The organism is Pantoea sp. X-Soil-OKNW-713, from assembly GCF_059730685.1.
Genome location: NZ_AP035995.1, coordinates 1,153,570 through 1,174,804, shown reverse-complemented (window position 1 = coordinate 1,174,804; position 21,235 = coordinate 1,153,570). Strand labels below are relative to the sequence as shown.

The window sequence follows — 21,235 nt, the reverse complement described above, 5'->3', positions numbered from 1 at the left end:
AGCGGTATATTCTGGCGTGCATATTACTGATTATCCATGCTATAAAAAACAGCTTCAGGGGCAGTACTCCGCATCGTTTCTGAAGCCATCCGGCAGGGCTTTAATAATGGCCGTATTATCGCTGAAAGGCTTAATGAAGCTGCTGGATATGATGCCTAAAGGGCATTGGTTAACCATTCAAAATCCAGGGTTCTGTCACATAAACAGGCAGGTCAAATTATGAACAAATGAGGAATTCTCTTGCCCAACTTGTTGGTTTAAAGGAAACCAATAATGGAGCGCAATGAAATGGATGATACTAAGACGAATGTTAAAGATGTTATGCAAGCACTTAATATTACATCGAAAAAAGATTTCGATCTGATGATCAACTACCTGGCATCAGAATTACAGTCCGAGCATTTGGGTCGTGAGTCTGAGAAGAAAGATGTACTTAAATTTACAGATATTCGGAAGCCGCCTTCTGAACGCGAGCAGAATTTATACAACATCAACGCATTAGCTATTCATTACGATTTTATTTATAACATCTGGCGAAGTCAGCTCTATCCCTCACTTAAAGCTATAGACTCACCACTTGCAAGCAAACTATATGACCGCTTTACCGATGGCGCGGTATTCCTGTCGTACATAAAAAAAACAGCGGAAAAACAGCTTCTTCCAGGGGAAGAAGCCCGGATAGACTAATATCTGGCGTAACAGTAGCAGCGAGAAAGCCTGTCAGAATTAGCCTGAGTACGAAAGGATTACATACCTCTTAACAAAAGACAGGAATAAAAATGAAAAAGATCGCAGCACTAATCATGCTAACCGCAGTGTTCGCTTTCTCAACCTCAGCGATGGCATGTCCTAAAGGTACGCATCCGCATGGTGGAACAGGCTCGCATCATGCTGGTGGGACTTGCTACTGATATTCATGGCTCACATCTGTGGGCCATTTTTTAGCCCCCTACAGGATTGAAAAGTTAGGCGTAATTAGATGATTTATGGGGGTAAATTCTGAGTTCAATTTTGTCCATGCCCCCGGCTTGTTGTGTTCGATAGCCGCTATCGCACACAACACACTGCCAAAAGCGGGACATTCAGCGCGCCTGGTAGCAGATGCCATCAATCGCGAAATGCTTCAATGTTATGGGACATTATTGTATGAAGGTTTTCAGTGATCTTTTCTACAGGCCAATCCCACCACGCCAGCTTTTGTAAAGCCGCTATGGTTTCATCTGAAAAACGTTGTTTAATCACTTTCGCCGGATTACCGCCCACAATCGCATAAGCAGGTACATCGGAAGTCACCACTGAACGCGAGGAGATAATCGCTCCGTTGCCTATCTTCACGCCGGGCATGATTAATGCCTGATATCCAATCCACACATCGTTACCAATCACCGTATCTCCCTTGTAAGGCAAATCCCCTGCCTTTGGCATCGATTTTTCCCATCCATTACCAAAGATATAAAACGGGAACGTGGAGAAACCGGAAAGCTTATGGTTGGCTCCGTTCATTATGAATTGAACACCTTTGGCAATCGCGCAAAATTTGCCAATGATGAGCTTATCGCCAATAAATGGAAAATGATAAAGTACATTACGTTCAAAGTTTTCCGAGTCTTCCGGGTCGTCGTAATACGTATAATCCCCAATGATGATATTGGGATTATTCATCGTATTTTTAATAAAGCAAACCTGGGGAAATCCCTTCATGGGATGCTTATCAGACGGATCTGGTCCATGCATACTTGCCTCCTTATTCATTTGGATCAATGTTACGACTGCCGGATCATTATTTTAGCCAGTGCTTTTGCAGGTTGCATCAAAGCTGCGCATGGTTTTCTGTGAGATCACACCCGCTTTCAACATACCGGCTGCTGCGCTATGGATAGCTTCAAATGCGGGACTTTTGAATTTAATTTTTGCTGTCATGACAGATCTCTACACGTTCTTTGATCATCATTATTGGTGTAATTTTCTGTTTCGAGAGAACAGTTTAATGCTTTTCCAGTTCACAGAATCGAGATAGTTCTTGAGAATCAATGTTCGTCATATCCTGCAGGCAAACAGGAAAGCATATATCCGACACGTCCCGACTTTAGCCAGAATGATTCACCAGACAGGCAAAGTTTTAAGGGAACGAAATAGACGTCAAAAAATCAGGAATGCAGCATTGATTGTGATTTCAGTGAATTTTGCAGACTAAAAAGGATATGAGAAGAAGAGGAGATGGCACGCCCTACAGGATTCGAACCTGTGACCTACGGCTTAGAAGGCCGGTGCTCTATCCAGCTGAGCTAAGGGCGCATATGCGGTTGCGTCGAATTATACGTTGGCACGCAGTCGCGTCAACGTTTTTGCACCTGCCAAGTGCAGAGTGCTGATGTTCTAACCAATCCCTGTCAATGACGCTTACGATAATCGCTCAGCGACACCAGATTACTCTCCTCGCCCGCCTTGCCTTCCAGCTCCACGCCCGGTAAAAACGCCCCGTTAAACCGCTCACGCATCAGGTTCATCTCTTCACGGTCCGGCTCCAGTTCGCGCAGAAAGCCCATCGCCAGCAACAGTTGCTGTTGGGTGATCACCGGTGAAAAATGCGCCCGGCTGAGAATCTGATGCCAGCGCCGCATGTTCTCTTCCCCGCCATCAACAATGCACACCTGCCAAATCAGCAGCACTGCCGCCGCGTTCTGCAAATGGTTTTCATTGTCGCCGGTGATGTAGTCAGTGAACTCCTTCGCCGCCTCTTTCCCCATCAGCGATAGCATCGATTCCACATGGACCGGCGGCAGTTGCAGTCGTTTACTCAGGGACTGAGCCGCATGGCGTGAACCGGCCGTCAGCAGGCGGAAACCCACCACAAAAACCACCACTAAAGTCGCAAGGATTAGCCAGATCATAAACATTCCACTAAATTCATTGCCGGGCATCATACGGGTTAACGCGGGCAATCTGAAGTGACAAAAGCGCGCCTCAGGATCAATCTGTGCCTGACAGCGCGACGCGCTTCTGACAGAATAGGCGCCTTTCCCCGATTCAACATTACACAGTGGATTTCCTCTCTGATGGCAGCAAAAATTATTGACGGTAAAACGATTGCGCAGCAGGTGCGCCTTGAGGTTGCGGAAAAAGTACAGCAGCGTCTGGCGGCTGGAAAACGTGCGCCTGGCCTGGCAGTCGTTCTGGTGGGGGAAAACCCCGCTTCGCAGATCTATGTCGCCAGCAAACGCCGCGCCTGTGAAGAAGTGGGATTCGTTTCCCGTTCTTACGATCTGCCAGCAACCACCAGCGAAGCCGAGCTGCTGGATTTGATCGATGCGCTGAACAACGATCACGAAATCGATGGCATTCTGGTGCAGCTACCGCTTCCGGCAGGCATCGATAACGTCAAGGTACTGGAACGCATCGTGCCGGACAAAGACGTCGACGGTTTCCATCCTTACAACGTGGGCCGTCTGTGCCAACGCGCGCCGAAGCTGCGTCCCTGCACCCCGCGCGGCATTGTCACGCTGCTGGAGCGCTACAACATCGATACCTACGGCCTGAATGCTGTGGTGGTTGGCGCATCCAACATCGTTGGCCGTCCGATGAGCATGGAGCTGCTGCTGGCCGGTTGCACCACCACCGTGACCCACCGTTTCACCAAAGATCTGCGCCACCATATCGAACATGCCGATCTGTTGATCGTGGCAGTAGGTAAACCGAACTTTATTCCGGGCGACTGGATCAAGCCGGGCGCGATTGTGATTGATGTTGGTATCAACCGTCTGGAAAGCGGCAAAGTGGTTGGCGATGTGGATTTCGAGGCAGCCTCAGAACGCGCTTCCTACATCACCCCTGTGCCGGGCGGCGTTGGCCCGATGACGGTCGCCACCCTGATTCAGAACACCCTGCAAGCGTGCGAAGAGTATCACGATGAGGAGAACGCATAATGGCGACGTTTTCTTTGGGTAAACACCCACATGTTGATCTTTGCGATTTGCTGAAACTCGAAGGCTGGGTGGAGAGCGGCGCGCAGGCCAAAGCGGTGATCGACGAAGGCGAAGTGCGCGTTGATGGCGCGATTGAAACCCGTAAGCGCTGCAAAATCCTTGCCGGTCAGACGGTAGAATTTGCCGGCCAACGCATTACCGTGGTGGCTTAAAAAACCGTAGCGGCGCGATTTATCGCGCCTGTTGCTGCTAAAAAGCGCGATAAATCGCGCCGCTACCAGGCTGAAATAAAAAGGGCGAACATCAAAGTTCGCCCTTTTTTTCGTTACTTACGACGCCAGGTGGTGCCCTGCGGGCCATCTTCCAGCACGATGCCCAGCGCATTCAATTTATCGCGCGCCACATCAGCTTGCGCCCAGTCTTTCGCTTTACGCGCATCGTTACGCATCTTAATCAACGCTTCGATTTCAGCCACTTCATCGTCGTTGGCTTGCGCACCGCTTTGCAGGAACTGCTCCGGGTCCTGTTGCAGAATACCCAGCACATCCGCCAGCTGACGCAGTTTTGCCGCCAGCGCATCCGCCGCGGTTTTGTCTTCCGCTTTCAGGCGGTTCACTTCGCGCGCCATATCGAACAGCACCGAGTAGGCTTCCGGCGTGTTGAAGTCATCTTCCATCGCGCTGCGAAAACGCGCTTCGAACTCTTCGCCACCGGCAGCCACTGCGCTGACATCGGTATGACGCAATGCGGTGTAGAGACGCTCCAGCGCCGCGCGTGCCTGGTTAAGGTTATCTTCGCCATAGTTGAGCTGGCTGCGATAGTGGCCGGACATCAGGAAGTAACGCACGGTTTCGGCGTCGTAATGTTGCAGCACATCGCGCACGGTAAAGAAGTTGCCGAGGGATTTTGACATCTTCTCGCGATCAACCATCACCATGCCGGAGTGCATCCAGTAGTTAACATACGGGCCATCGTGCGCACAGGTGGATTGCGCCACCTCGTTTTCGTGATGCGGGAACATCAGGTCCGAACCGCCACCGTGGATATCAAAATGGGTGCCGAGTTGTTTGCAGTTCATCGCCGAACATTCGATATGCCAACCCGGACGCCCGTTGCCCCACGGTGAGTTCCACGCGGGTTCGTCGGCTTTGGACATCTTCCACAACACGAAATCCATCGGGTTGCGCTTCACTTCGGCTACTTCAACGCGCGCACCAGCCTGGAGTTGTTCCAGATCCTGACGCGACAGCACGCCGTAATCTTTATCGCTCAGTACATCAAACATCACATCGCCATTGTCGGCTACGTAGGCATGCCCACGTTCGATCAGGCGACCAACCAGCTCGATGATCTCGTCGATATGACGCGTCGCACGCGGCTCCAGATCGGGCGGCAGGATGCCCAGCGCAGCAAAATCTTTATGCATTTCACCGATCATACGATTGGTCAGGGTTTCGATGCTTTCGCCATTCTCGTTGGCACGTTTGATGATTTTGTCGTCAATATCGGTGATGTTACGCACATACTTCAGCTTATAACCGACATAGCGCAGGTAACGCGCTACCACGTCAAACGCCACAAAAGTACGTCCGTGGCCAATATGACAGAGGTCGTACACCGTGATGCCGCACACGTACATGCCGATTTCGCCAGCATGAATGGGTTTGAATTCCTCTTTCTGTCGCGTCAGGGTGTTATAAATCTTTAGCATTGAACGGTTCCGTATTTAACGTGTGCGGGAAAGGCCTTTCCAGGCTAGCTGCGTATTGTGCCGTATTTTTTACTTCAGCGCGACGCCAGCATAGCAACTGTCGCTGCCTTGCTGACGCGTCATCACAATTTGTGATATAAGATGCGTCTACAAAAATGCCCGCTGCTCTGAGGCAGGCGCGGCAATCGACACCGACGACAACCTTTACAGGACGAGAATGATGGTCACCTTCCAGACGAACCACGGCGATATCGTGATTAAAACCTTCGATGACAAAGCGCCGGCTACCGTAAAGAACTTCCTGGATTACTGTCGTGAAGGTTTCTACGACAACACCATTTTCCACCGTGTGATCAACGGCTTTATGATTCAGGGCGGCGGCTTTGAGCCGGGCATGAAGCAGAAAGCAACTAAAGAAGATATCCGCAACGAAGCCAACAACGGACTGAAAAACACCCGTGGCACCCTGGCGATGGCGCGTACTCAGGCTCCGCACTCGGCGACGGCTCAGTTCTTCATTAACGTGGCAGACAACGACTTCCTGAACTTCCGCGACGAAAGCCTGCAAGGCTGGGGTTACTGCGTGTTCGCAGAAGTGGTTGAAGGCATGGACGTGGTCGACAAAATCAAAGCGGTAGCCACCGGCCGCAGCGGCATGCACCAGGACGTGCCGAAAGATGACGTAGTCATCCAGAAAGTGACCGTTAGCGAGTAATGTCGCGCACGCTGTTTATCGCAGATCTTCATCTGTGTGAAGAAGAACCGGCAATCACTGCCGGTTTTCTGCATTTTTTGCAGCGGGAAGCGCATCAATGCGATGCGCTTTACATCCTTGGCGATCTGTTCGAAGCCTGGATTGGCGATGACGATCCCAACCCTTTGCATCAGCAAATCGCCGATGCGCTCAAGGCCCTGCCGGTGCCGACATTCTTTATCCACGGTAATCGCGATTTTCTGCTCGGTCAGCGTTTTGCGCGTGCCAGCGGCATGACATTGTTGCCAGAGGAACAGGTGTTAACCCTGTACGGTAAACGTCTGCTGATTATGCATGGCGACACCCTGTGCACCGACGATGAAGGTTATCAACGCTTTCGCGCTAAAGTGCACCAGCGCTGGCTGCAAAAGCTGTTTTTGGCCTTACCGCTCAGCTTGCGGATGCGTATCGCTGCCAAAATGCGCGCCAACAGCAAACAAGCCAATCAACACAAATCCCTGAGCATCATGGATGTGAACCAGCAGGCGGTGATGGATGCCATGACCCGCCAACAGGTGCGGCTACTGATCCACGGCCACACCCATCGCCCGGCGATCCATGATTTTGTTTTACAGGGTGAAAATGCCCAACGCGTAGTGTTGGGTGCCTGGCATCAGCAGGGATCGATGATTCAGGTCGACGCCGATGGCGTCAGGCTTAGCGAATTTCCGTTCTGATTAACGGGCAATCTTGCCCGTTTTCCGGCCACGCAACCGTTTTCCTTGCTGCCATCTCATGCTATTCTCTGTGCCCTTCTTCACCTGCCCGCCCGGCCAGGTTCGTTTGTATATTCACAGGAGTTGACCGCATGTCATCCAACGCCGCCCCGGCTCGTATCGCCATCGTCATGGGTTCCAAAAGTGACTGGGCTACCATGCAGTTCGCCGAGGAAATTCTTAACAGCCTGGATGTCCCCTTCCATGTGGAAGTGGTTTCTGCTCACCGTACGCCGGACAAACTGTTCAGCTTCGCCGAAAACGCCGCGCAAAATGGTTTCCAGGTGATTATCGCCGGTGCTGGCGGTGCAGCCCATCTGCCGGGCATGCTGGCCGCCAAAACCCTGGTGCCGGTGCTGGGTGTCCCGGTACAAAGCGCCGCCTTAAGCGGTGTCGACAGCCTCTACTCGATTGTGCAGATGCCGCGTGGTATTCCGGTAGGTACACTGGCAATCGGTAAAGCCGGTGCCGCCAATGCTGCCCTGCTGGCCGCGCAGATTCTGGCAATTCACGACAGCGCGCTGGCAACTCGCCTCGCCAACTGGCGTCAGACCCAGACCGACGAAGTGCTGAACAACCCGGATCCGCGGGGGGATGCATGAAGCCGGTTTGCGTACTGGGAAATGGTCAGTTAGGCCGTATGCTGCGTCAGGCGGGTGAACCGCTGGGCATTGCCGTTTATCCGGTCGGGCTGGATGCAGAACCTTCTGCGCTGCCGATCGCACAAAGCGTGATCACGGCGGAAATTGAACGCTGGCCTGAAACCGCGCTGACGCGTGAGCTGGCAAGCCATCCGGCCTTTGTGAACCGCGATATTTTCCCGCGTCTGGCCGATCGCCTGACGCAAAAACAGTTGCTCGATCAACTGAACCTCGCCACTGCACCGTGGCAACTGCTGGCGGATAAAAGCGAATGGCCGCAGGTGTTCAGCTCGCTTGGCGAACTGGCTATCGTCAAACGCCGCACCGGTGGCTACGACGGACGCGGCCAGTGGCGTCTGCGCGCCAATGAAACCGACACCCTGCCGGATGAATGCTACGGTGAATGCATCGTTGAACAGGGCATCAACTTCAGCGGTGAAGTGTCGCTGGTTGGCGCGCGTGGTCAGGATGGCAGCACCGTTTTCTATCCGCTGACCCATAACCTGCATCAGGAAGGGATCCTGCGCACCAGCGTCGCGTTCCCACAAGCCGATGCGGCGCAGCAGCAACAGGCCGAAGCGATGCTCAGCGCGATCATGCATGAGCTGAATTACGTCGGTGTGATGGCGATGGAGTGCTTCGTTACGCCGCAGGGCTTGCTGATCAACGAACTGGCACCGCGTGTCCACAACAGCGGACACTGGACGCAGAATGGTGCTTCCATCAGCCAGTTCGAGCTGCATCTGCGCGCAGTGCTGGGTTTACCGCTGCCGCAGCCGGTGGTGTATGCACCTTCGGTAATGGTCAACCTGATTGGTACGGATGTGAATCTGGCGTGGCTGCATCAGCCGTTGGTACATCTGCATTGGTACGAGAAAGAAGTGCGTCCGGGACGTAAAGTCGGCCACCTCAATCTGACCGACAGCGACCAGGGTCGTCTGGCCGCGGCATTAAAGGCGCTGGTGCCGTTGCTGCCGGCGGAGTATGCCAGCGGTATCGCCTGGGCCGTAGAGAAGCTGTAATTAAAAGGTCGCCAGCAATGGCGACTCCCCCTCCCGTAGCGGCGCGATTTATTGCGCAGTTTTTCCCGCAGCGCGCCCTGAATTGCGCGATAAATCGCGCCGCTACGCCAGGTTGCATTTCGACCAGGCGATCACGCCGCTTCAAACCGCCTGAACAACGCCTTCCCTTTCAGCAAACGCACCCCCAGCCAGCCGCCGCACAACGACAGCAAAATCGCCCCGGTGATCGGCAGCGCCAGCCACAGGCTCCAGTCCGGTTCCCAGGGAAAATCGAAGATTTTGCGCTGCAAACCCCATAACGCCGCCTCCGCGCCCAGTGCTGCCGCAACCCCGGATACCACGCCGAGCAAGGCAAACTCACACCACAGGGTGCCGCGCAGCAGTCGTTTGCTGGCACCCAGCGTGCGATAAACCACCAGCTCCTGACGTCGTTGACGCATCCCGACCTGAATCTGCGCCAGCAGCAGCAGCACGCCACAGATCGTCACCAACACCACCATAATCTCCAGCGCCTGACTCACCTGCGCCAGCACCTGGCCGATTTGGCGCATCATGCTGCCGATATCCAGCAAACTCAGAGTGGGGAATGCCCGGTTGAGCTGCGCCAGCAAGGCAGGGTTATTCGCCATACGGAAACTGGTGAGCCAGGTTTGCGGCTGGTCATCCAGCGCCCCCGGCGGAAAGATAAAGAAGAAGTTGGGGCGCAAACTCTCCCAATCCACTTTACGCAGGCTGGTAATTTTGGCGCTGAACTGCTGGGTATCGCCGCTGAAAGTTAAGGTGTCACCCAGCTTCACCCCCAGACGATCCGCCAGCTCAGTCTCCACCGACACTTCCCCGACACGCGGCGGCCAACTCCCCGCTACCAGCGGATTGTGGTCCGGACGCTCCGCCTGCCATGTCAGATTCAGCTCACGATTCAAGGCGTTATCCATATTCGGATCGGCATCCTTACCGTTGAGCTGCGTCAGTCGGGCGCGGATAATCGGGTAGAAAGTCTCCGCTTTGATCTGATGCGATTGCAAGAAATCACGTACCTGTGGCACCTGTTCATGCGTCATATTCAGCAGAAAATAGTTGGGACTATCCGGTGGCAACTGTTGCTGCCAGCGATCAAGCAGATCGCCGCGCATCACCAGCAGTAACGCCAGCAACATAAAGGAGAGTGAAAACGCCGCCAGTTGGCTGAGGGTCATGGCCGGTTGTCGCAACAGCCGGTTGATGGCCAGTCGCAGCGCCAGGTTACGCACTACCAGACGTCGCAACAGCAGCAAAGTGCCCCAGCCCAGTAACGCCAGCAACAACGCCAGCAACACCACACCCGCCAGCAACGCCCACAACATCTTGCTGCCGCCCATCAACAACGCCAGCAGGCCAATCACCACCAACGCCATCACTGGCAGATAGACGCGCAACGGCCAGACATTCGCCACCGCATCCCGACGCAGCACGCGTAATGGCTGGGTTGCCAGCAATAACCGGTAAGGACGCATCCCCACCAGCAGCGAGATCACGAACATCGCCCCCAACGACCACAACCACGGCCAGAAACTGGCCGCCGGAAGTGCCGCAGGCAGCACCGGTTTCAACATCGCCAGCAGGATGATTTCAATGCCCTGTCCCAGCACGCTACCCGCCACCGCCGCCAGCAGCAATACCGCCAGCCACTGACCGATGATCAAACGTTGCAGCACCTTACGCGTCGCACCGAGGGTCTTCAGCACCGCCACCAGATCATAGCGGCTGCGGCAATAGTGGCTCATCGCCACCGCCACCGCCGCAATCGCCAGCAGCAAAGTCAGCAAGGCGGAGAGCAACAAAAATTGCTGCGCGCGCTGCATCGATCGCCCCAGTGCATCTTCTGAGTTTTCCACGCTAATCCAGCGTTGATCCGCCTTGAGCTGCGGCTGGATCCAACTATCGTAGCGCGCCAGCGGAGCAGGATCGCCTGAGAACTTGTAGCGCCAGCTCAGGCGGCTGCCGGGCTGGATCGCGCCGGTTTTCTCCACATCCGCCAGGTTCATCAGCAAACGCGGTGCGGTCTGAAAAGGGTTAAAACCCGCGTCAGGCTCCTGAATAACTTCACCTGCGATACGCAACGTGGTATCGCCCACGTCAATCTGATCGCCGGTTTTCAGGTTCAACAGCGCCAACAATCGGGGGGCTGCCAGCACCGTCCCTGCACGAGGACGCAAGCCGGGCGGATCGGTTTGCAGGGTGCCAAACATCGGATACGCGTCATCCACTGCCTTCACATCCGCCAGCTGTGGCGTTTCCTGCGCAAAGGTCATGGTCATAAAACTCAGTTGAGGGCTGACTGAAAGTCCCTCGTGCCGGGCCTGCGCCAGCCAGGCTTCCGGCACCGGCGCGCTGCTGCGCAGGGTACGATCTCCGGCCATAAAATCACGACTTTGCTGGCTTAACCCTTTTTCCATCCGATCGCTGATCGACCCCAGTGCCAGCACGCAGGCCACCGCCAGCGTCAACGCCAGCCAAACGATCAACAAGGAGGGCGAACGCCACTCACGCCAGAACCAACGCCAGATCATGACTCCTCCCACAATTTGCCATCACGCAACCGCAGACGACGATCGCAACGCGCCGCCAGCTGCTCATCATGGGTAACCAGGATCAGGGTGGTGGCAAAATCGCGGTTGAGGGAGAACAGCAGATCGGCGATGCGATCGCCGGTCTGACGATCGAGGTTGCCAGTCGGTTCATCAGCAAACAACAGGCCAGGACGACCATTAAAGGCGCGGGCCAGCGCCACCCGCTGCTGCTCGCCACCGGAAAGCTGGGCGGGAAGATGATGCAACCGCGCTTTCAAACCGAGCTGCGTCAGCAACTCGACCGCCTGATCGCGGCTTTCGCGGTCGCTGACGCCACGCAACAGCGCGGGGAGCTGGACGTTTTCCAGCGCATTCAACGTCGGCACCAGCATAAAAGATTGAAAGACAAAACCGACTTCCCGCGCGCGCAGTGCCGCACGCTGCTCCTCGTCCATACTATGTAACGGCTCGCCGAGCAGATGCACTTCACCGCTGCTGCCATCGTCCAGCCCGGCAAGGATACCCAGCAGAGTAGATTTACCCGAACCGGACTCGCCAATCAGCGCAATGGTCTGGGCGGGTTTGACAACCAGCTCAACTCCGGTAAGGATGGTCAGCTGATGCTCTCCCTGACCGACGGACTTAGTAAGATGATGAACTTCAACAATGTTTTCCGCTGGCATTATTCCTTCCTGTTGTTATTGCTTCTGCTGGTGTCACGTCTTGCTGCGGCCGATACGCTGCTGGTGCTGGGCGACAGCCTGAGTGCCGGTTATCGCATGTCCGCGAACGTCGCATGGCCGAGTTTGCTCGACAAAGAGTGGCAGCAGCAGCCCAGAATTATCAACGCCAGCATCAGTGGCGATACCGCCGGTCAGGGGCTGGCGCGTTTACCGGCGCTATTAAAACAGCATCAACCGCGCTGGGTGTTAATCGAATTGGGCGGTAACGATGGCTTGCGTGGCTTCCCACCGCAAAATATCGCCCAGGATCTGAGCAAAATTATCGACGATGTGAAGGCGGCAAAAGCGCAGCCGCTGCTGATGCAAATTCGCATACCGGCAAATTATGGGCGTCGTTATACGCAGGCGTTTAGCGCGATTTATCCGCAGCTGGCACAGCAGTACAACATTCCTCTGGTGCCCTTCTTTATGGAGCTGGTGTACCTGAAACCGGAGTGGATGCAGCAGGATGGTATTCACCCGAATCCGGATGCACAGCCCTTTATCGCAGGGGTGATGGCGAAGGAACTGGCTCCGCTAGTAAAGCATGATTAACGCAGGCGCGTGATTTTTAACAGGTAAAGTTATGCAAAAAACCATTCTTATCACCGGCTGCTCCAGCGGTATCGGCCTGGTGGCCGCCAATGACCTGCTGATGCGCGGTTATCGCGTGATTGCCGCCTGCCGTCGGGCGGAAGACGTTGCGCGCATGCATGCGCTTGGTTTTATCGGCATTACGCTCGATCTGGACGATCCGGCCAGTGTCGATGCCGCAGCGGATCAGGTCATTGCGCTGACAGAAAATCGTCTTCACGGGCTGTTCAACAACGCCGGTTTTGGCATTTATGGACCGCTCGCCAGCCTGTCACGCCAGCAACTGGAGCAACAATTCTCCACTAACTTCTTTGGGACGCATCAACTGACCATGCGCCTGTTGCCCGCCCTGCAAGCCAGCGGCAGCGGACGTATCATTAATACCAGCTCGGTGCTGGGGGTGATCTCCACCCCCGGACGCGGCGCTTACGCTGCCAGTAAATATGCGCTCGAAGCCTGGAGCGATGCGCTGCGCATGGAGTTACGCACCACGGGCGTGCGCGTCAGCCTGATTGAGCCAGGGCCGATCCATACCCGTTTTACGGAAAACGTCCATCAGGGGGAAAGTGACAAACCGGTGCGTAATCCCGGCATCGCCGCGCATTTTTCCCTGCCACCTGAGGCGATCCTGCCGAAGCTGCGTCACGCTCTGGAAAGCGCGCATCCGCGCCTGCGTTATCCGGTGACGCTGGTGAGTTGGACCATGAGCCTGTTAAAAAGAGTACTGCCAGGCTGGATGCTGGATCGCATTTTGCGTAGCAAATAGGCTGCAAGCCTGATTAGAACTTGAAGCCGGGCAGCTTGCCCCCATATTCTCAACACACTTTCAGCAAAGAGACGTATTCATGTCACACGCTTTGATTATCGACATCAACGAATCCAATCTGCATCAGACGCTGGAACAATCCATGCAGCTGCCGGTGCTGTTTTATTTCTGGTCCGATCGCAGCCAGCACTGCCAGCAACTGACGCCGGTGCTGGAGCACCTGGCCCAGGAGTACGCTGGTCAGTTTATTCTGGCAAAACTGGATTGCGATAAAGAGCAGATGGTGGCTTCTCAATTTGGTCTGCGCTCCATCCCGACGGTGTACCTGTTCCAGAACGGTCAACCGGTCGATGGCTTCCAGGGGCCGCAGCCAGAGGAGGCGATTCGCGCCCTGCTGCAAAAAGTGCTGCCGCGTGAAGAAGAACTGAAAGCCCAGCAGGCGATAGCCCTGATGGAAGAAGGCAAACCGCTGGAGGCGCTGCCGCTGTTGAAAGATGCCTGGCAGCTGAGTAATCAGGCCAGCGAAATTGGCTTCCTGCTGGCGGAAGTTCTGATCACCCTGAATCGCAGCGATGAAGCGGAAGCGGTGTTAAATGCGGTGCCATTGCAGGATCAGGACACCCGCTATCAAAGCCTGGTGGCGCAAATCGAGCTGCTGAAAAAAGCCGCCGACACGCCAGAAATTCAACTGTTGCAGGAGCAACTGGCGAATGAGCCCGCGAACGCCGAGCTGGCTGCTAAACTGTCGTTACAGCTGCATCAGGTTGGTCGTAATGAAGAAGCCCTTGAATTGCTATTTGGTTTCCTGAAAAGCGACCTCAACGCCGGTGACGGCCAGGTGCGTAAAATGTTGCAGGAAATTCTGGCCGCACTCGGCACCGGTGATGCCCTGGCTGCACGTTATCGTCGCCAGCTTTATTCGCTGCTGTACTAATCAGTACGGGGTAGTAATCGGGCCGAAGCGACTCGGCCCGAAACAGTGACAACCTGGAGGTTATTATGTTGACCGTGATGCCAGTCATCATCGTACTCGCGTTGGTGACCGTTTGGGCCGGAGTAAAAATTGTGCCACAGGGTTATCAGTGGACGGTTGAGCGCTTTGGGCGCTATACCCGCACGCTGCAACCTGGCCTGACGTTAGTTGTTCCCTTCATGGATCGCATTGGCCGCAAGGTCAACATGATGGAGCGCGTCCTTGATATCCCCTCTCAGGAAGTCATCTCGAAAGATAATGCCAACGTCACCATCGACGCCGTCTGCTTCCTTCAGGTGATCGACGCGGCGCGCACAGCGTATGAAGTCAGCAACCTTGAGCTGGCAATTCTCAATCTCACCATGACCAACATTCGTACCGTATTAGGCGGCATGGAGTTGGATGAAATGCTGTCGCAGCGCGATAACATCAATACCCGTCTGCTGCATATTGTCGATGAAGCGACCAATCCCTGGGGTGTAAAAATCACCCGTATCGAAATTCGAGATGTGCGTCCGCCGCAGGAGTTGATTGCGGCCATGAACGCGCAGATGAAAGCCGAACGGACTAAACGCGCCGATATTCTGACAGCGGAAGGGGTGCGACAGGCTGCGATTCTGCGCGCCGAGGGGGAAAAACAGTCGCAGATCCTGAAAGCCGAAGGGGAACGAACCGCCGCGTTCCTGCATGCCGAAGCGCGAGAGCGTGAGGCGCAGGCAGAAGCTAATGCAACGCGCATGGTATCTGAAGCCATCGCCGCCGGGGATATTCAGGCCGTGAACTACTTCGTGGCGCAAAAATATACCGATGCGTTGCAGAAAATTGGCCAGGCCAATAACAGCAAAGTGGTGATGATGCCACTGGATGCCACCAGCCTGCTTGGCTCGATAGCCGGAATTAGCGAGCTGCTGAAAGAGAGTGGCCGGGAGCGCAAACCGTGATCCTGATGGAGCTGATTGCCCACCCGCACTGGTTCTGGCTGACGCTGGGCGGCCTGCTGCTGGCGGCTGAAATGCTTGGCACCAGCGGCTATCTGCTGTGGAGCGGGCTGGCAGCGGTGCTGGTTGGCCTTATCGAGTGGTTTTTTCCCTTCTCGTGGACCAGCCAGGGCCTGTTGTTCGCAGTGTTAACTCTGCTGTGTGTCTATTTCTGGTATCGCTGGATGCGTTATCGCGAAGCATCGCAACAACCCAATAGCCTGAATCAGCGTGGTACGCAACTTATCGGCCAACACTTTACGCTGGAAAACGCCCTGAAAGACGGCACCGGCCATGTGCGCATTGGCGACAGCAGCTGGCGCGTGCAGGCAGAGAGCGATCTGCCTGCCGGTACCCAGGTCATCGTCACTGGCGTAGTTGGCATTACGCTGATGATTCAGCCTCGCTTTCCGGCTGTCTGATGGCAGCAGCCCGCCAGGTGATTGATGATGGGGCACTCCGCGCCATCATCGCCAGGACAGGCTTCGGCCAGCGCCAGTAAACGCGCCCGCATGGCGTGTAATTCTTCAATATGCGCCGCGATCTCATCCGCTTTCTGCAAAGTGCGCGCTTTTACGTCGGCGCTGTGGCGGGCAGGATCGTTAAACAACGTCACCAGCTCGCGACATTCGTCGAGAGTGAACCCCACCTGACGCGCCTGACGCAACAGATTGAGTTCATCAATATGGTGTGGATTGTAACTACGATAACCATTTTCACTGCGCAGCGGTGGCGTGACGACGCCCTTCTCTTCATAGAAACGAATCGCTTTGCTGGTCAGCCCGGTTTTTTTGGCAACATCGCTAATGTTCATGTGATCCCCTTGACCTTCCCCTGAATGGAAGGTTTAGGCTTTATAACTAATGCAAAGTCTGCATGCAGTCAAACCTGAACGCATAAGGAGTTAAATATGTCACACACACAGTTGCTGGCGCTGGACGGTCTCTCCTGCGGCCACTGCGTCAAACGCGTCAAAGAAGCGCTGGAACAGCGCAGCGATGTTGAACAGGCTGAAGTTACCCAACAGGAAGCGCGTGTCACCGGTGCTGCCAGCGCCAGCGATTTGATCGCGACCGTAGAACAGGCAGGTTACCACGCAGCACTGAAAGACAGCCCAAAGTCTGAACCGTTGACAGCATCAGAGCCGCAGCCGGAGGCGCTGACAACGGAGGAACGATCGCAACCGGCAGATGACACCCTGCCCGTCCACCACCTGCTGATTGGCGGCATGAGCTGCGCCAGCTGTGTGAGTCGTGTCGAGCAGGCATTGCAAAAGGTACCCGGCGTCAGCCAGGCACGCGTTAACCTGGGTGAGCGCAGCGCGCTGGTATTGGGCGATGCGCAACCCGCGGCGTTAATTGGCGCTGTCGATCAGGCGGGCTATTCGGCAGAAATCATCGAAGATGAGCAAACTCGCCGGGAACGCCAGCAGGTCAGCGCCCGCCAGGCGATGCGCCGCTTTGGCTGGCAATCCGCGCTGGCATTGTTGCTCGGCGTGCCCATGATGATCTGGGGCATGCTGGGCGACAACATGATGCTCAGCGACAGCAATATCACCCTATGGCGCTCACTGGGCGTGATCACCCTGTTGGTAATGGTGATTGCCGGTGGCCATTTCTACCGCAGCGCCTGGCGTAGCCTGCGCCACGGCACCGCCACCATGGATACGTTGGTGGCGCTCGGAACCGGTGCCGCCTGGCTCTACTCAATGAGCGTCGCGCTCTGGCCACAATTTTTCCCGCATCAGGCCCGGCATCTCTATTTTGAAGCCAGCGTGATGATTATTGGTCTGATCAACCTCGGTCATGCGCTGGAACAACGCGCAAGGCAGCGTGCCTCACAGGCGCTGGAACGTTTGCTGGACTTAACCCCAGCGCAGGCTCGCGTCATTACCGACCAGGGTGAAACCCTGATACCGCTCAGCGATGTGCAGCCTGGTATGGTGATTAAACTGGTCACCGGCGATCGTATCCCGGTCGATGGCGAAGTGGAAAGCGGCGAAGGCTGGTGCGACGAAGCGATGCTGACCGGCGAAGCGGTGCCGCAAACTAAACAGGCCGGAGATAAAGTCTTTGCTGGTACGCTGCTTCAGGATGGCACGTTGCGCTTTGTCGCGCGCGCCACCGGCAGCCATACCACGCTGGCACGCATCATCAATCTGGTCCGTCAGGCGCAAAGCAGTAAGCCCGATATCGGACGTCTCGCCGACCGCATCTCCGCCGTGTTTGTGCCAGTGGTGGTGGCGATTGCGCTGTTAAGTGGCCTGGTGTGGTATCTGGCCGGACCGCAACCGCAGTTGGCTTATACGTTGGTGATTGTCACTACGGTGCTGATTATCGCCTGTCCTTGCGCCCTTGGTCTGGCAACACCAATGTCGGTGATTGCTGGCGTCGGACGTGCCGCAGAACTTGGCGTGCTGGTGCGTGATGCGGATGCGCTCCAGCGCGCCAGTGAAGTCGACACCCTGGTATTTGATAAAACCGGCACCCTGACCCAGGGCACGCCGCAGGTGAGCGATGTGTTGTTGTATAGCGACTGGGATCGTCAGCAGGTACTGCACGCTGCCGCCCAGCTGGAACAGGGTTCCAGCCATCCACTGGCAACCGCAATTATCGCGGCAGTGCCGGATCTGCCTGCCGTTGATGTTGAGCAATTTCGTACAATACGCGGTAAGGGCGTGAGCGCTACAGTGGCAGGCAGAACCTTGCTGCTCGGCAACCTGGCGCTGATGGAAGCCCAACAAGTGGATTGCACACCCGCCCGTGAAGATATTGAACGTCTGGCGGCGCTGGGTGCCACGCCAGTGCTGTTGGCCGATGACAGGCAACTGCTGGGGTTGATCGCGCTACGTGACAATCTGCGTCCGGAGAGCCGCGCGGCGCTGCAACGCCTGCATCAGTTGGGGTTTCAGCTGGTGATGCTGACCGGTGACCATGAAAAAACCGCACGCGCAATCGCTGCTGAAGCCGGTATCGACGACGTGATCGCCGGGGTGCTGCCAGAAGGCAAAGCACAAGCCATCGAGCAGTTGCAACAACAGGGGCGCAAAGTGGTGATGGTCGGTGATGGCATCAATGATGCTCCGGCGCTGGCCCAGGCAGATGTTGGTATTGCTATGGGTGGCGGTAGCGATGTGGCGGTTGAAACCGCCGCCATGACGCTGATGCGTAATGATCTGCACTGCGTGGTGGATGCGCTGGCGATTTCCCGCGCCACGCTGCGTAATATGCGGCAGAACCTGCTGGGTGCATTTATTTACAACAGCTTTGGCATTCCGATTGCCGCAGGTGTGCTTTATCCGTTCACCGGCATGCTGCTTAGCCCGATTGTGGCGGGAGCGGCGATGGCGCTCTCCTCCATCACGGTGGTGAGTAATGCTAATCGTCTGTTGCGGTTTAAGCCACCGGTACACGAATAGCAAGCCCTGCCCTGTTTTTCGCGCGATGAAATCGCTAGCATGGATTTTTGACTTAAAAAGGACAGGGAATGAGACGCAGCCTGTGGCAATGCGTAACACAGCTGGCATCGCGACTTTTTCCGGCCAGCTACGCCTGGCCCGCGATGGATATTCAGTTGGGCAATCGCCAGTTACACCTGGTCGGCAGCATTCATATGGGTACACGCGATATGCAGCCGCTGCCGGCACGTTTGTTGCGCCAACTGGCGAAAGCCGACGCGCTGATCGTTGAAGCGGACATCACCCAAGGCGGTTCCCCCTTTGTCGAAGGAGAAAACCTGCCGCCGCTGGCAGAACGCCTCGACAGCGAGACCCTGACCAGGCTAACCGCGCTCTGCGATGAGCTGATGCTGTCGGTAATGATGTTTGACAACCTGCCGATGTGGCAGATTGCCCTGATGTTGCAAGCGCAGCAGGCACAGCGCCTCGGGTTGCGGCCACAATATGGCATCGATTATCAACTGTTGCAGGCTGCCAAAGCGACACATAAGCCGGTGATTGAGCTGGAAGGACCGGACACACAAATCGCACTGCTGAAGTCGTTGCCGGAGAATGGCCTGCCCTTGTTGCTGGATACGCTGGAACACTGGCACACCAACGCACGTTTGCTGCAAACCATGATCAGCTGGTGGCTGGATGCACCACCGAAGCAGCAGCCGGTCGCGCTACCCACCACCTTCAGCAATGAATTGAATGACACCTTGATGCGCAACCGCAATCAGCACTGGCGCGAATTGTTGCTGGCATTACCGCCGGGACGTTATGTGGTGGCCGTGGGGGCGTTGCATCTTTACGGGGATGATAATTTACCGGGCCTGTTCAAAGCGCGCTAAAAAAAGAAGGCCGATATTACTATCGGCCCGTCAAAGAGGAATTTGTTTATGATTTTGGTTATCACACAGCCATTGCTGGCTGGCGCGGGCCAATTCTCGCGCAAAGTTCAGAATTTCGCCAGTACTATTCGCCGTTTCTGAAATAAGATTTTCCTTAGCAAGGATCGAAAAATGACGCCCGCTGTAAAACTGCTGGAAAAACAAAAAGTCACCTTTACTCTGCATCCGTATGATCATGACAGCCATGAAACCAATTTTGGCGACGAAGCGGTGCGAAAACTGAATCTCGATGCTCGACAGGTATTCAAAACGCTGCTGGTGGCACTGAATGGCGATGCGAAACACCTGGCAGTAGCGGTTACGCCGGTGTCCAGTCAGCTCGATTTGAAGAAAGTCGCCAAAGCGCTGGGGGCGAAAAAAGCCGATATGGCTGACCCGCTGCTGGCACAGCGCGTCACCGGGTATCTGGTGGGCGGCATCAGCCCGCTGGGGCAGAAAAAACGCCTGCCCACGGTGATTGATCAACAAGCGGCGGAATTTGCCACCATCTTTATCTCCGGCGGTAAACGCGGGCTGGATATCGAACTGGCGGCACAGGATCTGGCGCGTTTGCTGGATGCCCCCCTGGCCGATGTCGCGCGCCGCGATTAATCAGGCTGCTGGGCGCAAAGTTGATCGATCATCCAGCGCCCGGCAGGTCCCGGTGGATTACGCGTCGACCAGACCGCTTCCACCGCAATATGCTGCGGCCAGCCTGACACCGGCAACTCCTTCAACACCTGATGACCAAACTGCTGCACCAGCCAGCGCGGCAACACGCTCCAGCCAAATCCCTGCTCCGCCATCTCCAGTAATAACAGATAAGACGGAGCCGACCACACCCGGCCCGCTGGCATCGGGTCACGCGTCTCCACCCAGGTATTGAGCCGCAACTGACGTAACGCCCCGAGTTGCGCTTCGGTAACCTGTTTCTGCTGGGCCAACGCCTGGTCCTGATGCAGATAAATCGCCATCTGCGCCTCCACCTGTAAGCGCGCCACCGCGATATCTGGCGGTAATGAGGGCTGAGCGCGCACCACCCCAAGATGCACGCGTCCGGCCTGTAGCAGGTCCAGCACGTCGGCATCTTCGGCGATCATGCATTCAAATTCGATATCCGGATAGCGCGCTTCAAAACGCTTCAACAGCGTTTCATGATATTCCGCCTGCCAGAAATCGGAGATCGCCAGACTGAGGCGCGGCTCGACACCCTGCGACAGCCGCACCGCCAGTTCATCCAGCCGCTGGCTGGCCGCCAGGATCTGCTGCACCTGCGCCAGTGCTCGCTGTCCCTGCTCGGTTAATACCGGCTGACGTCCCTGCCGATCAAACAACATAAAGCCTAAATCATCTTCGAGATTCGCCACCGCGCTACTGATGGTGGACTGGCTTTTGCCCAACGCCCGTGCCGCCGCAGAGAATGACCCGCTGGCGACGGTCTGCACAAAAGCCTCAAGGGATTCCGGGGAGTATTTCATAGTTATCCATCGCTTTTATCGATAGGTGTTCATTTTATCTTAATTTCGGCAAGTGAGAAAATGCGTCCTGTAATGAATCA

Annotated in this window: 21 protein-coding genes, 1 tRNA gene and 2 pseudogenes; 15 read left to right on the top strand and 9 right to left on the bottom strand. The window is 55.7% G+C overall.

Features of this window, described 5'->3' with window-relative positions:
* Positions 1–519: 519 nt before the first annotated feature.
* Positions 520–609: pseudogene (locus tag AC6I8R_RS05335) on the top strand (Rha family phage regulatory protein); the annotation flags it as partial.
* Between the two features lie 498 nt (positions 610–1,107).
* Here AC6I8R_RS05335 and AC6I8R_RS05330 read toward each other — a convergent pair.
* The 4 genes and pseudogenes from AC6I8R_RS05330 to AC6I8R_RS05315 all read right to left on the bottom strand — a co-directional run bounded on the left by AC6I8R_RS05330 (position 1,108) and on the right by AC6I8R_RS05315 (position 2,891).
* Entirely contained in the window at positions 1,108–1,734 is a 627-nt protein-coding gene (locus AC6I8R_RS05330) for a Vat family streptogramin A O-acetyltransferase (RefSeq protein WP_497831987.1), read from the bottom strand.
* Positions 1,735–1,800: 66 nt separating this feature from the next.
* Positions 1,801–1,920, bottom strand: a pseudogene (locus AC6I8R_RS05325) (helix-turn-helix domain-containing protein); the annotation flags it as partial.
* Positions 1,921–2,218: 298 nt separating this feature from the next.
* Positions 2,219–2,295 (bottom strand) — tRNA-Arg (locus AC6I8R_RS05320).
* Positions 2,296–2,390: 95 nt separating this feature from the next.
* Positions 2,391–2,891: a DUF1198 family protein gene (locus tag AC6I8R_RS05315; protein ID WP_497831986.1), complete on the bottom strand. Its 501-nt coding sequence runs from the start codon at positions 2,889–2,891 to the stop codon at positions 2,391–2,393.
* A gap of 165 nt (positions 2,892–3,056) precedes the next feature.
* On the opposite strand from AC6I8R_RS05315, the gene folD reads away from it, so the two are divergent.
* Positions 3,057–3,923 carry a bifunctional methylenetetrahydrofolate dehydrogenase/methenyltetrahydrofolate cyclohydrolase FolD gene (folD, locus tag AC6I8R_RS05310; RefSeq protein WP_021182321.1) on the top strand — a complete coding sequence of 289 codons (867 nt, stop codon included), beginning with the start codon at positions 3,057–3,059 and terminating at the stop codon, positions 3,921–3,923.
* Entirely contained in the window at positions 3,923–4,135 is a 213-nt protein-coding gene (gene ybcJ, locus AC6I8R_RS05305; protein ID WP_013508198.1) for a ribosome-associated protein YbcJ, read from the top strand. The genes folD and ybcJ overlap by 1 nt, the downstream gene beginning before the upstream one ends.
* Positions 4,136–4,248: 113 nt before the next feature.
* Here the strand turns inward: ybcJ and cysS are convergent, their stop codons facing one another.
* On the bottom strand, positions 4,249–5,634 hold the full coding sequence (gene cysS / locus AC6I8R_RS05300; protein ID WP_021182320.1) for a cysteine--tRNA ligase: 1,386 nt from the start codon (positions 5,632–5,634) through the stop codon (positions 4,249–4,251).
* 220 nt (positions 5,635–5,854) lie between these two features.
* Here cysS and ppiB point away from each other — a divergent pair, with 220 nt between their 5' ends.
* From ppiB to purK, 4 genes are all read left to right on the top strand, one after another.
* On the top strand, positions 5,855–6,349 hold the full coding sequence (gene ppiB, locus AC6I8R_RS05295; protein ID WP_021182319.1) for a peptidylprolyl isomerase B: 495 nt from the start codon (positions 5,855–5,857) through the stop codon (positions 6,347–6,349).
* Positions 6,349–7,065: a UDP-2,3-diacylglucosamine diphosphatase gene (lpxH, locus tag AC6I8R_RS05290; RefSeq protein WP_021182318.1), complete on the top strand. Its 717-nt coding sequence runs from the start codon at positions 6,349–6,351 to the stop codon at positions 7,063–7,065. Before ppiB ends, lpxH begins: the two co-directional genes overlap by 1 nt.
* A gap of 131 nt (positions 7,066–7,196) precedes the next feature.
* The gene (gene purE / locus AC6I8R_RS05285) at positions 7,197–7,706 is read left to right on the top strand and encodes a 5-(carboxyamino)imidazole ribonucleotide mutase (RefSeq protein WP_013508194.1); all 510 of its coding nucleotides are present in this window, start codon (positions 7,197–7,199) and stop codon (positions 7,704–7,706) included.
* Positions 7,703–8,767, top strand: a complete 1,065-nt coding sequence (gene purK / locus AC6I8R_RS05280; protein WP_497831985.1) for a 5-(carboxyamino)imidazole ribonucleotide synthase — start codon at positions 7,703–7,705, stop codon at positions 8,765–8,767. The genes purE and purK overlap by 4 nt, the downstream gene beginning before the upstream one ends.
* Before the next feature lie 131 nt (positions 8,768–8,898).
* Here the strand turns inward: purK and ybbP are convergent, their stop codons facing one another.
* Together ybbP and ybbA are read right to left on the bottom strand one after the other, a co-directional pair.
* The gene (gene ybbP, locus AC6I8R_RS05275) at positions 8,899–11,316 is read right to left on the bottom strand and encodes a putative ABC transporter permease subunit YbbP (RefSeq protein WP_497831984.1); all 2,418 of its coding nucleotides are present in this window, start codon (positions 11,314–11,316) and stop codon (positions 8,899–8,901) included.
* On the bottom strand, positions 11,313–11,999 hold the full coding sequence (ybbA, locus tag AC6I8R_RS05270; protein WP_036624740.1) for a putative ABC transporter ATP-binding protein YbbA: 687 nt from the start codon (positions 11,997–11,999) through the stop codon (positions 11,313–11,315). Before ybbA ends, ybbP begins: the two co-directional genes overlap by 4 nt.
* Between ybbA and tesA the strand changes: the two genes are divergently transcribed.
* The 5 genes from tesA to AC6I8R_RS05245 all read left to right on the top strand — a co-directional run bounded on the left by tesA (position 11,967) and on the right by AC6I8R_RS05245 (position 15,770).
* Entirely contained in the window at positions 11,967–12,593 is a 627-nt protein-coding gene (tesA, locus tag AC6I8R_RS05265; RefSeq protein WP_497831983.1) for a multifunctional acyl-CoA thioesterase I/protease I/lysophospholipase L1, read from the top strand. The two genes, ybbA and tesA, sit on opposite strands and share 33 nt — an antisense overlap.
* A gap of 31 nt (positions 12,594–12,624) precedes the next feature.
* Positions 12,625–13,398 carry an SDR family oxidoreductase gene (locus AC6I8R_RS05260; RefSeq protein ID WP_021182310.1) on the top strand — a complete coding sequence of 258 codons (774 nt, stop codon included), beginning with the start codon at positions 12,625–12,627 and terminating at the stop codon, positions 13,396–13,398.
* A gap of 79 nt (positions 13,399–13,477) precedes the next feature.
* Entirely contained in the window at positions 13,478–14,332 is an 855-nt protein-coding gene (locus AC6I8R_RS05255) for a thioredoxin family protein (protein ID WP_021182309.1), read from the top strand.
* A 65-nt stretch (positions 14,333–14,397) separates the two neighbouring features.
* Complete coding sequence (locus tag AC6I8R_RS05250; RefSeq protein ID WP_415174714.1) at positions 14,398–15,312, top strand: SPFH domain-containing protein; 915 nt, start codon at positions 14,398–14,400, stop codon at positions 15,310–15,312.
* A complete protein-coding gene (locus AC6I8R_RS05245; RefSeq protein ID WP_208725496.1) occupies positions 15,312–15,770 on the top strand; it encodes an NfeD family protein in 459 nt (152 codons plus the stop codon). The genes AC6I8R_RS05250 and AC6I8R_RS05245 overlap by 1 nt, the downstream gene beginning before the upstream one ends.
* Here the strand turns inward: AC6I8R_RS05245 and cueR are convergent.
* Positions 15,746–16,162, bottom strand: a complete 417-nt coding sequence (gene cueR, locus AC6I8R_RS05240) for a Cu(I)-responsive transcriptional regulator (RefSeq protein WP_021182307.1) — start codon at positions 16,160–16,162, stop codon at positions 15,746–15,748. The two genes, AC6I8R_RS05245 and cueR, sit on opposite strands and share 25 nt — an antisense overlap.
* Positions 16,163–16,258: 96 nt before the next feature.
* Here cueR and copA point away from each other — a divergent pair, with 96 nt between their 5' ends.
* The 3 genes from copA to ybaK all read left to right on the top strand — a co-directional run bounded on the left by copA (position 16,259) and on the right by ybaK (position 20,289).
* Positions 16,259–18,766 carry a copper-exporting P-type ATPase CopA gene (gene copA / locus AC6I8R_RS05235; RefSeq protein WP_021182306.1) on the top strand — a complete coding sequence of 836 codons (2,508 nt, stop codon included), beginning with the start codon at positions 16,259–16,261 and terminating at the stop codon, positions 18,764–18,766.
* 68 nt (positions 18,767–18,834) lie between these two features.
* Positions 18,835–19,638: a TraB/GumN family protein gene (locus tag AC6I8R_RS05230; protein ID WP_415174716.1), complete on the top strand. Its 804-nt coding sequence runs from the start codon at positions 18,835–18,837 to the stop codon at positions 19,636–19,638.
* 171 nt (positions 19,639–19,809) lie between these two features.
* The gene (gene ybaK / locus AC6I8R_RS05225; RefSeq protein WP_013508182.1) at positions 19,810–20,289 is read left to right on the top strand and encodes a Cys-tRNA(Pro)/Cys-tRNA(Cys) deacylase YbaK; all 480 of its coding nucleotides are present in this window, start codon (positions 19,810–19,812) and stop codon (positions 20,287–20,289) included.
* Here ybaK and AC6I8R_RS05220 read toward each other — a convergent pair.
* Complete coding sequence (locus AC6I8R_RS05220; RefSeq protein ID WP_021182303.1) at positions 20,286–21,155, bottom strand: LysR family transcriptional regulator; 870 nt, start codon at positions 21,153–21,155, stop codon at positions 20,286–20,288. The two genes, ybaK and AC6I8R_RS05220, sit on opposite strands and share 4 nt — an antisense overlap.
* Positions 21,156–21,235: the final 80 nt, after the last annotated feature.

Coding starts and splice junctions, on each gene's coding strand:
- AC6I8R_RS05330 (WP_497831987.1), bottom strand. CDS start 1,734: ATGCATGGACCAGATCCGTCTGATAAGCATCCCATGAAGGGATTTCCC.
- AC6I8R_RS05315 (WP_497831986.1), bottom strand. CDS start 2,891: ATGATCTGGCTAATCCTTGCGACTTTAGTGGTGGTTTTTGTGGTGGGT.
- folD (WP_021182321.1), top strand. CDS start 3,057: ATGGCAGCAAAAATTATTGACGGTAAAACGATTGCGCAGCAGGTGCGC.
- ybcJ (WP_013508198.1), top strand. CDS start 3,923: ATGGCGACGTTTTCTTTGGGTAAACACCCACATGTTGATCTTTGCGAT.
- cysS (WP_021182320.1), bottom strand. CDS start 5,634: ATGCTAAAGATTTATAACACCCTGACGCGACAGAAAGAGGAATTCAAA.
- ppiB (WP_021182319.1), top strand. CDS start 5,855: ATGGTCACCTTCCAGACGAACCACGGCGATATCGTGATTAAAACCTTC.
- lpxH (WP_021182318.1), top strand. CDS start 6,349: ATGTCGCGCACGCTGTTTATCGCAGATCTTCATCTGTGTGAAGAAGAA.
- purE (WP_013508194.1), top strand. CDS start 7,197: ATGTCATCCAACGCCGCCCCGGCTCGTATCGCCATCGTCATGGGTTCC.
- purK (WP_497831985.1), top strand. CDS start 7,703: ATGAAGCCGGTTTGCGTACTGGGAAATGGTCAGTTAGGCCGTATGCTG.
- ybbP (WP_497831984.1), bottom strand. CDS start 11,316: ATGATCTGGCGTTGGTTCTGGCGTGAGTGGCGTTCGCCCTCCTTGTTG.
- tesA (WP_497831983.1), top strand. CDS start 11,967: ATGATGAACTTCAACAATGTTTTCCGCTGGCATTATTCCTTCCTGTTG.
- ybbA (WP_036624740.1), bottom strand. CDS start 11,999: ATGCCAGCGGAAAACATTGTTGAAGTTCATCATCTTACTAAGTCCGTC.
- AC6I8R_RS05260 (WP_021182310.1), top strand. CDS start 12,625: ATGCAAAAAACCATTCTTATCACCGGCTGCTCCAGCGGTATCGGCCTG.
- AC6I8R_RS05255 (WP_021182309.1), top strand. CDS start 13,478: ATGTCACACGCTTTGATTATCGACATCAACGAATCCAATCTGCATCAG.
- AC6I8R_RS05250 (WP_415174714.1), top strand. CDS start 14,398: ATGTTGACCGTGATGCCAGTCATCATCGTACTCGCGTTGGTGACCGTT.
- cueR (WP_021182307.1), bottom strand. CDS start 16,162: ATGAACATTAGCGATGTTGCCAAAAAAACCGGGCTGACCAGCAAAGCG.
- copA (WP_021182306.1), top strand. CDS start 16,259: ATGTCACACACACAGTTGCTGGCGCTGGACGGTCTCTCCTGCGGCCAC.
- AC6I8R_RS05230 (WP_415174716.1), top strand. CDS start 18,835: ATGAGACGCAGCCTGTGGCAATGCGTAACACAGCTGGCATCGCGACTT.
- ybaK (WP_013508182.1), top strand. CDS start 19,810: ATGACGCCCGCTGTAAAACTGCTGGAAAAACAAAAAGTCACCTTTACT.
- AC6I8R_RS05220 (WP_021182303.1), bottom strand. CDS start 21,155: ATGAAATACTCCCCGGAATCCCTTGAGGCTTTTGTGCAGACCGTCGCC.